The following is a 9,083-nucleotide window of genomic DNA, read 5'->3' as shown; positions in this document are numbered from 1 at the left end:
ACCACCCATCTTGATCGCGCCCTCAAGCACGAGAAGGAACTCAAACAGGGGATTGCCCTGCAAGAGCAAGGCCTGCCGGTCCCTTCGCACCTCTTTGGCGCACCTACGCGGAAAATCCTCGATCTGGTAGCCGACTACGAACGGTCACACACAGCCAAGCGGTTACGGCAAAAGCACATCCACGACACGGTGACGCGCATCAAGACGCTGGCCGAAGTCTGCAACTGGGAAGACCTGGGCGACATTACGCCAACTGGCTTCGAACAGTGGCGCGGGCAAGTGCCGGTTTGCGAGCGGACAGGCCGGGAGCTTTCAGCCAAGACGATCAACGAGTACCTGCTGAGCATGCGGGCCTTTCTCAACTGGCTGAAAAAGCAGGGGATCATTGAGCGCGATCCGCTGGAGTACGTCGAGAAGTGCGAGACGCGGGGCAATGAGACCAAGAACCGCCGCGAGTGGACGGATGACGAGCTTGAAACGTTCATGCGCTACGGGAAGCCACCCCATCGGGCAGACTATCGCATCGGAATATGGCTGCTGCACTGGACCGGCTTGCGCAAAAACGAGCTGCAAAACCCGCGTTGGGGTGACGTGTTCATCGATGACGGGAAGGCACAAGCCATCATCCGCGCCAAGTACTCAAAAGGCCGAACCAGCGAGCAAATCCCCCTTATGCCTAAGGTTGTGGCTCAATTGCACTCCATGCGGCCGAAGAAATGGAAGCCGGAGGACAAGGTTTTGCCGTTCCGGCTGCCCGGCTCCGAACAGTTTCGCGTCGATCAGGAACGCGCCGGATTGGTGTACAAAAATGAGTTCGGGGACCACGATTTCCACTCCCTGCGCTACTCACACGGCCACTGGCTAGCTGTGCGTGGCGTTCCTTTGCTCGTTATTCAGGCCATCCTACGACACAAAGATCCTTCGACCACAGCCCGGCACTATATGAACATCGCCAAGCTGGCGGCTAACAAGACGCTGGAGGAAGTTTATGCCTCAGAGGGGTGCACTCCAAATTGCACTCCATTGGACGGCCAAGAAGGGCTTCTGCGGTCACAAACTGTCACAAAATCAGGCAAGCTTGAAGTTTTGCAAATTGCTGTTGGTGACGCGCTTAGTCGCGCTTTGGCCCCTTTTGTCACACAGGGTCTCAACCCTGTAAATGGCTGCCCAAGTTTGACGCTCCTCGGAAAATTGAAGATTTTCTCTGAGAGAATTTTTGCTGCTAAAAGCTGTTAACCGGCGGGTCGATCAGGCCGCTTTTCGGTGCTTTTTAGCTGTTCTCGGGTCTTTTTTTGCTTTTGAGTACCTGTGCTAGTAGTTAAGCAATCCGCCAAGCCGTACACTTTTTACGCCCCGTCCTTCAGAAGCGCTTATTGATGCGGTTTTGGGAAAAGGGATGACATTATCGATTCCCCCCGATGATTCCGTTCGGTATGATAATTCTCTAGGTACTGGGAAACTGCGCGTTTGAGTGAGTTTCCACCGATGAAGATCATCTCTCGGCATGTCTATACGTCAGTGGTGAGGAAATCAGCAGTGTCAATGACGGACACGAGGGAACGGCTGCTCACCTTAGAATTTAGTCGTGCCTGAAAAACCCCATTCGCGCTTGAACAAGAGTGACTTAGTATTGTGTATGGGTTATTGGAATGACCCGTAAAAGTGAGTAAACCGCCAAAAACTGGTCATTATGAGTAAGCCGAAGGGAAGTGGAGTGGAAGTGGGAGATATGTTTCAACCGGAGTTGGAGTCGTTGTTGGATCAGCGTCAGGGGCTGTACAAGCTGGCGAACAGGTTGCCTTGGGGCGATTTGGTTTCGTGGATCGAGCCGTTGTATTCGGAGGTGGACCGTCCGGGCTTGCCGGTGCGATTGCTGGCGGGGTTGCTGTTGCTCAAGCATCTTGAGAACCTCTCGGACGAGCGGGTTTGCGCGGCGTGGGTGCGGGATCCGTACATGCAATATTTTTGCGGTGAGCGTCACTTTCAGTGGCGTTTGCCGTGCGACCCGAGCGAGCTGGTTCGCTTCCGCCAGCGCATCGGCGTGAGCGGGGTGCAGCGGCTGCTTGAGCTGTCGCTGAGTTTGCACCGCGAGAAGGTCTTAGCCGAAGATGAGTTGGTGGCGGACACGACGGTGCAGGAGTCGGCGGTTGGGTTTCCGACGGACACGCGGCTGCGGGTGGACTGCATCGAGGCGCTGTGGCGGATGGGCGATGAGGCGGGCGTTTCCTGGCGTCGCCGCTACACGCGCACGGTGCCTAAGCTGCTGCGAGTTTTGCGCACCCGCAGCAACCGTCTGGTGAAGGACCGGCGCAAGGCCCGCAACAAGCTCAAGACGATTGCGGGGCGCTTGCTGCGTGACTTCCAGCGCCGCTGCGGGGAGGCCTGGCGTATGATTCACGCGGAGAAACTCGGGCTGATCAAGCGGGTGTTGTCACAGAAAAAGCATGACAAAAACAAGGTGTACTCGCTGCACGATCCGGGCGTGCTTTGCATCGCCAAGGGCAAGGCTCACAAGAAGTATGAGTTTGGCAGAAAGGCCTCGATAGCGATGCTTCGGGACAGCGGCGTGGTCGTCTCGGCGGTGAGTTTTGCCGAGAACCTTTACGACGGCGACACGCTGGAGGACACCCTCGCTCTGGCCCAAGTCCACACCGGCAAAACCTTTGAGAGCGTGCTGGTGGACCGGGGCTATCGCGGGCAAAAACGCATCGGCCAGACCGACGTGCTCCTGCCCGGCAAGGCCCGAAAATCCGACAGTTATTACCAGCGAAAGAAGCAACGCAAACGCTTCGCCCGCCGGGCTGCCATCGAGCCCGTTATCGGCCACCTCAAGTTTGACCACCGCCTCATCCGCTGCTTCCTCAAGGGAGCCGTCGGCTCCGCCATCAACCTCACCCTCGCATCCGCCGCCTGGAACCTCAAACTGTGGCTAAACGCCCTTTGGCGTACCCTCATCCAATGCCTGACCCGCCTATGCCCGGACACCATCCAACCCCTCAAAATCAAAACCGCCGCTTGAGAGAGACTTTTTCAGGGACGACTAGAATTTATGTTGTGTTGGGTCGAATGTCTCTTCAACAAGGCAGACGGGGGTCGGCGTATCGATGGAGAAGTAATTTTCCGTAAGCGGCAAGCCGGTCGTCGGATTGAGTTCGAACACTGTGACGGTGTCGGAGTTTTGGTTGGCGACGAGCAGCCAGCGGCCGGTACGATCAACCATGCAGTCTCTTGGTTCCAGCCCGCCGCAGGGCAGGTTGCAGACCTGCTTTGGTAGCACAGTGCTGCCGTTTTGTGGCAGGACGAAGAATGCGATGGAGTTGTGTTGGCGTTGGGAGGCAAGGAGCGTTTTTCCGCTGGGGTGCAGGACGATGGCTGCGCCGGAGGGAATTCCTTTATAATCGGAGGGCAGGCCATCGACCGCTCCGGCAAACTGTAGTGTGCTATCCCGCTGCGGCAGCCAGTCAAAAACAAGCAGGCGTCCGGTCAGTTCGGCAATGCTATAGGCACGCTTTGCAGCAGCGTCGAACAGCATGTGCCTTGGCCCTTCGCCAGTGGGAACAACAATTTTTTCGCTGGCTGGCGCGACTGCCAGCCCCTGCGCATCAATCGGGTGCTTCCAGATGCAGTCTGCGCCAAGGTCGCACACGTACAGGTGGCGGCCATCGGGAGATACGCAGGCCTGATGGGCGTGAGGCTCTTGCTGGCGCTGGTGGATGCTGCTGCCGCTGTAGGGGTAGCAGGCCGTGTGGGCGAGGCTGCCGTCGTCTTGAATGCGATAGGTATCCAGACAGGCGTTGAGGTAAGAGGCAACGGCTGCGCCCTTGTGCTCCGGTAGCAGCGCGATGTGGCAACTGGCCTGTCCGTGTGTGGGCGCGTTGCCGACTTCGATAGGATCACTATAGTTCGCGGAGATTTTCAGAGCGACCAGGCGCTGCGGCTTATCTCTGCCATCGGCCACACTGAGCAGCAACCTACGCTTGGGCAACCATGCAAGATAAGTGGGATCGGCCAGGGGAATCGGGTTGCCGATTATCTGCCACTGGCGGTGCTCTGCGTCAATGCGCAGCCGCAGGATTCCCTTGGCTTTGGCTCCGGGGACGTTGGGGGAGGGGCGAGTGTAACTACCGACAAAAATATTCATGAATCAAAAGTGGGTAAGCTGCTTTGTTACTTTAATAACTGCTCTGCTGCCTTAATGTTTTCTCTAAGAGCATGGTGCGTCTGATGCGACGGTCATACGGCACGGAGAATCATTCTGCTACTGTGCCAAGAAGTTGTTGCATGGCGTCAATACTGTGGCGCAGTTCCTTTGCGACCTGGGCTGTGCGCTTGCCTGCGAATTCCTCAGGCCAGCCGACAAGGGTGACCGCACACGCAACGGATGGCGTCAGGCGCAGAAGACCGGAGATCGCGCAAATGAATGGATGTTGCAAGCCCATCTCCTTGCAGATACCGCTTTGTCGGCATTCCTGCACACGTTGCCAGATGTCTGTCTCCCTTTGGCGTTCCCTCACTTCCGCAGGGGCGGTCGCGATAATGCGGCGGATTTCTTCGTCGCCGAGTGTTGAGAGCAGTGCGCTGCCCGCAGAGCCGATACCGATGTGAAAGCGATAGCCCACCGGACTTGTGATCGCGTTGGGGCGCGATGGCTCGACGCGCAGCGCCGTTGTTACGTAGTGGCCTTCCCTCAGGGTGATTTTGGCGGACAGGCTAAGTTGCGAAGAAAGTTGTCGTAGCGGGGTCTCGATCGTGTGTAGCGCGTGTTCGATCTCCGAGTATGAGCGCGCCAGGTGGGCAAGGCCAAAAGCGACGCGGAAGCCGCCGCTGGCTTCTTCCTGAATCCAGTTATGCTCCAGCAAGGTGCGGACGATCCGGTAGCAGCTCACCTGCGGGATGTTCAGCGAGTAGGCCAGTTCCTTGACGCTTACCGGCGTAGTGCGGTCTGCAATAAACCGCATGACGGCGATAGCCTTGTGAACCGATGGAATGGTCTGGGGGTTGCTCATTTTATTTTACCACATTTGATAATTATTTTATCAATATAAAATTGCCTGTAACTGCGGTAAAGGCAAAAATGCCCTTGTACTTATGAAAATTGTTGACCTCAAAGTGCGCACTGTCGCTATCCCGCTGACCTGTCAGCTTCGGCATAACACTGGCGTCCACCCAGGATATTTCTTAAGGACGATTCTGGAGCTGATTACCGATGAGGGCATCATCGGTCTTGGCGAAGTTGGCGGCGGTGACCAGCGCGCTGCGCTGACGAAGCTGAAGCCGCGTATTGTCGGCATGGACCCGTTCCACCTGGAGGCGATCAAGCTGAAGGTGTTGCGGAGCATTTACTACATGTCCAACGCGCGGCTGTATGCGGCGATTGAAATGGCCTGCCTCGATATTCAGGGAAAGGCGATGAATCGTTCTTTAAGCGATCTACTCGGTGGCAGCGTGCGCGATGCAATCCCGATGATCGCCTATCTGTTCTGGCGCTACGACAGGCCTGACGGCAAGGATGACACCTGCGCCGAAGACATGGCGGACTGGTGCGTGGAGCTGCACGAGACGCTCGGGGTCAACGCAATGAAACTCAAGGCTGGAGTCATGGATCCCGGCGAAGAAGCACGCGTACTGGAATTGTGTCGCGAGCGCCTCGGCCCGGACTTCGGTCTGCGCATCGACCCCAACGGCGTATGGAGCGTGCCCACCGCAGTGCGCATTGGTCGCCGTTTGGAACCGTTGGGTATCGAATACTTTGAAGATCCTTCATGGGGACTGAACGGCAACGCTGCGGTGCGCTCGCAGGTGCGTATTCCCGTTGCCACCAATATGTATCCGGCACGTTTTGATGACCTTGCCCCCGCGGTCAAACTTGGTTCGGTGGATATCGTGCTGACGGACATCCACTACTGGGAAGGGCCTCGCGGGGTAAAAGACCTTGCGGCCATCTGCCGCACCTTCAACCTCGGTGTTTCTATGCACAGTGGCGCAGAGTTTGGTATCGAATTAGCGGCCATGTTGCACACCGCATCCACGATCCCCGAGATGACGTTTGCGGGCGATGCGCACTACCACTACCTGACGGACGACATCATCGTCGGTGGCTTGATGCCCTACAAGGACGGTTGCATCAAAGTGCCGACGGGCCCGGGGCTGGGTGTCGAGCTTGACCTGGAGAAGATGGAGAAATACGAACGTGAGTACGAAAAGCGCGGCGACTATTATGCCCGTTTCCACGCAGACCCGAAGCGTCCGGACTGGTACCCGATCGTTGGCGGCATATAATGGGGTAACTCTAAATTTTAACCCATGAGCATGATGACCCACCCTAAGCTGTTTGATTTAAGTGGACGCACCGCGCTGGTGACCGGCTCCTCCCGCGGTATCGGGCGGGCAGTTGCGCTCGCGCTTGCGAACGCCGGAGCCAATGTTGCGATCCATGCCTCAGGTATGGCTGCCGCGCTGGAACAAACCGTGGCGCAGGCGGCTGCATTGGGCGTGCGTGCAGCAGGTGTCGTTGCCGATTTATCGGAAGAAAATGCCGCCCGTTCGCTGTACGGACAAACGCTGGAAACTTTCGGTAAGCTTGATATTCTGATCTGCAATGCTTCGATCCAGATACCCGAGCCGTGGCTTGAGACAACTGCGGAGCATTTTGCAAAGCAGATACGCGTTAACCTGCAAAGCACCTTTGAACTGATGCAGCTTGCCGCCCCTGCAATGGCAGGGCGGGGCTGGGGGCGGATTGTGACAGTTGGCAGCGTGCAGGAGGCTCGGCCGCATCCGCAGATGCCCGTTTACGCCGCTACCAAGTGTGCGCAGACAAGTCTGGTGCACTCGTTAGCAGGGCAACTGGCGGGGCAGGGCATTACGGTTAACAACATTGCGCCGGGTGTTATCAACACTGACCGCAACTCGGATCGTCTGGCCGACGAGGCCTACCGGCAGATTGTCGTCGGCAAAATTCCTGCAGGGCGGATTGGTAGCCCAGATGATTGCGTTGGGGCCACACTGCTGCTGTGCAGCGAGGCTGGCAGCTACATTACCGGGCAAAATATTTACGTCGATGGCGGTATGAGCCTTTGACGAACCCTTAACATAAACCCATTCCAAGAAAGGAAGATATAATGGCTGAGAAAATGAATTTGAATAATCTTAAAGCGCAGCGCGACAGTCAGCCGATTGTTGAGTTGTCGATCCCGCTGGAGGATTTGTGTGTGCGTTTCGAGAAACTGTACAGCGGTGCGGTGGACGATGTGTTGCGCGAAATGTGTCTGCCGCATCAGGCCCTGCCGTCCACGATTGTTCCACTGCGCGACAATATGGTCGTGTGTGGCGAGGCCTTCACCGTGAAGGCACTTAAAGATCCAACGATGGGCGGAGAGTTGGAGATCCGCGTGAAATTGCTCGATGAATTGCGCCCCGGCCACGTCGTACTGTGGAACTACAACGGCGAAGACAGCCCGGCTAACTGGGGCGGCGTGATGACGCAGGCTGCCAAGTTGCGCGGTTGCCGTGGTGCGATCATCGACGGCGGCATCCGCGACACTAAAGACATTCTCGATCAGGAGTTTCCAATCTGGTACCGCTACCGCACAAGCCGAGGAGCCCTCTCGCACACTAAAATCGTCGGCTATCAGGTGCCGGTTTATGTGGGCAATGTGCTCGTCTATCCGGGCGATATCGTCTTGGCCGACATTGACGGTGCACTCGTTATCCCGCGCAGTATTGCGGTCGAGGTGCTGGAGCGCGCCGAGCAGATCGAGAAAAACGAAGGCGAGATTAAAGAATGGGTCGCCGCTGGTCTGTCTGCAAACGACATTCACAACAAGGGCGGCTACTTCTAAGGGCCACTTCGATTAAGGGAGTCATTTTGCTTGAGCCGTTCAGCTATGAGATTTCAGATGCCTGGAAGGGGGCTTGATGGGCAGTTGCAGGGAGTTGCGGTGGTTGTTTTGGCCTCAGATTGAGGCGTTTGGCGGCGATTTTCTCCCGATTGTGTAGGCTCAGCCCCTGGCATGGAACATGGCATAGCGGTCGAGGTTGTAGGTGAGGTTGGTAAGGGCGGTTTCGAAGCGACATCGTCTCTGGCCGATACGTCGGAAGCGGTCGCCGCCGAACTGGGCGATGCGGCCGAAGGCGTGTTCGACGCGGGAGCGGATGCGGCTCTTTTGCCTGTTGGCACGCTTTTGTTCACGGCTGAGCGGACGGGCGGCAGTGCCCTTTTCGCAGATGTTGGCGAGCATGGCGAAGCCTTTGAGCAGCGCGGCGATGAACGGCCCGACGTAAGCGCTGTCGGCCCACAGCACGGCCTCGCGGTCGCTCTCACGCAGCAGTTTCCCGACCGGTTGGGAGTCGTGGACGGCGGCGTTTGTGACGGTGAAGGTCTCGATAAACTTGCTGGCCGCATCGACTTTGACGTGGTTCTTGTATCCAAAATAGGATACATGGTTCTTCTGCGTCCAACGCGCATCGAGATCCTTCTGGCAGGCCCGGCGCGGCCTCTTGGCGATGCGTTCGGGCACCTCGCCGCGCTTGATCTGTTCGTTCTCATGGCGGCGGTTGCGCTGCTTGGGAGCCTCGATAAAACTGGCGTCGATGATCTTGCCGCAACTGGCGATCAAGCCCTGAGTGCGCAGTTGCTCGTTGAACAACTCGAACACAGCAACCATCCCCTCGGCTCCAAGGCGTTCCTTAAAGGACCAGATCGTCGCGTGATCGGGAGAACCATCGCCGGGGCGTAGCCCCACAAAGCGCAGAAAGCTGAAGCGATCAAGAATCTGAAACTCTGTCTCTTGGTCCGATAGGTCAAAGAAGCGCTGCAATACCAGCACCTTGAGCATCAAAACCGGACACCACGGAATGCGCCCACCCTTGCTTTGGTCGCCGTAGGAAAGGCGCTCCTCAAGCAACGCACGAAACGTCTCCCAATCGATCACATCAAGCCGATCCAGGCTGCTCTTACGCTGCGAAGCGCTGTCCGCGTGTTTCAAAATGTCGAAGAGATTGCTTTGGCTGCTACCAGTCTTTACGCGCATATCAGATTGTCTCCAGTTGTCGCAAAGAAGGCGAGGTTAATCGAAGTGGCC

At 57.1% G+C, this 9,083-nt stretch carries 8 protein-coding genes; 5 read left to right on the top strand and 3 right to left on the bottom strand.

The window, feature by feature from the left end; all coding sequences use genetic code 11:
- A partial coding sequence (locus H5P28_RS10305) for a tyrosine-type recombinase/integrase (protein ID WP_185675622.1) occupies positions 1–1,236 on the top strand: 1,236 nt, incomplete at its 5' end.
- Between the two features lie 454 nt (positions 1,237–1,690).
- Entirely contained in the window at positions 1,691–3,019 is a 1,329-nt protein-coding gene (locus H5P28_RS10300) for an IS5 family transposase (protein WP_185675621.1), read from the top strand.
- Between the two features lie 21 nt (positions 3,020–3,040).
- Here H5P28_RS10300 and H5P28_RS10295 read toward each other — a convergent pair whose 3' ends face one another.
- Together H5P28_RS10295 and H5P28_RS10290 are read right to left on the bottom strand one after the other, a co-directional pair.
- Complete coding sequence (locus H5P28_RS10295) at positions 3,041–4,141, bottom strand: lactonase family protein (protein WP_185675620.1); 1,101 nt, start codon at positions 4,139–4,141, stop codon at positions 3,041–3,043.
- Between the two features lie 109 nt (positions 4,142–4,250).
- A complete protein-coding gene (locus tag H5P28_RS10290; RefSeq protein ID WP_185675619.1) occupies positions 4,251–5,006 on the bottom strand; it encodes an IclR family transcriptional regulator in 756 nt (251 codons plus the stop codon).
- A gap of 82 nt (positions 5,007–5,088) precedes the next feature.
- On the opposite strand from H5P28_RS10290, the gene H5P28_RS10285 reads away from it, so the two are divergent.
- From H5P28_RS10285 to H5P28_RS10275, 3 genes are read left to right on the top strand one after another with little or no spacing between them, the layout of a single operon-like run.
- The gene (locus H5P28_RS10285) at positions 5,089–6,279 is read left to right on the top strand and encodes an enolase C-terminal domain-like protein (protein WP_185675618.1); all 1,191 of its coding nucleotides are present in this window, start codon (positions 5,089–5,091) and stop codon (positions 6,277–6,279) included.
- Positions 6,280–6,303: 24 nt separating this feature from the next.
- Positions 6,304–7,080, top strand: a complete 777-nt coding sequence (locus H5P28_RS10280; protein WP_185675617.1) for an SDR family NAD(P)-dependent oxidoreductase — start codon at positions 6,304–6,306, stop codon at positions 7,078–7,080.
- A 41-nt stretch (positions 7,081–7,121) separates the two neighbouring features.
- On the top strand, positions 7,122–7,841 hold the full coding sequence (locus H5P28_RS10275) for an RraA family protein (protein WP_185675616.1): 720 nt from the start codon (positions 7,122–7,124) through the stop codon (positions 7,839–7,841).
- A gap of 159 nt (positions 7,842–8,000) precedes the next feature.
- Here the strand turns inward: H5P28_RS10275 and H5P28_RS10270 are convergent, their stop codons facing one another.
- On the bottom strand, positions 8,001–9,032 hold the full coding sequence (locus H5P28_RS10270; protein WP_185675592.1) for an IS5 family transposase: 1,032 nt from the start codon (positions 9,030–9,032) through the stop codon (positions 8,001–8,003).
- Between the last annotated feature and the right edge of the window lie 51 nt (positions 9,033–9,083).

The organism is Ruficoccus amylovorans (assembly GCF_014230085.1).
GTDB classification, from domain to species: Bacteria; Verrucomicrobiota; Verrucomicrobiia; order Opitutales; family Cerasicoccaceae; genus Ruficoccus; species Ruficoccus amylovorans.
This window is presented reverse-complemented; position numbering and strand designations above follow the sequence as displayed.

Bases quoted from the DNA above. Each gene is read 5' to 3' on its own strand.
- H5P28_RS10295 (WP_185675620.1), bottom strand. From the start codon at position 4,141: ATGAATATTTTTGTCGGTAGTTACACTCGCCCCTCCCCCAACGTCCCC.
- H5P28_RS10270 (WP_185675592.1), bottom strand. From the start codon at position 9,032: ATGCGCGTAAAGACTGGTAGCAGCCAAAGCAATCTCTTCGACATTTTG.
- H5P28_RS10300 (WP_185675621.1), top strand. From the start codon at position 1,691: ATGAGTAAGCCGAAGGGAAGTGGAGTGGAAGTGGGAGATATGTTTCAA.
- H5P28_RS10275 (WP_185675616.1), top strand. From the start codon at position 7,122: ATGGCTGAGAAAATGAATTTGAATAATCTTAAAGCGCAGCGCGACAGT.
- H5P28_RS10285 (WP_185675618.1), top strand. From the start codon at position 5,089: ATGAAAATTGTTGACCTCAAAGTGCGCACTGTCGCTATCCCGCTGACC.
- H5P28_RS10280 (WP_185675617.1), top strand. From the start codon at position 6,304: ATGAGCATGATGACCCACCCTAAGCTGTTTGATTTAAGTGGACGCACC.
- H5P28_RS10290 (WP_185675619.1), bottom strand. From the start codon at position 5,006: ATGAGCAACCCCCAGACCATTCCATCGGTTCACAAGGCTATCGCCGTC.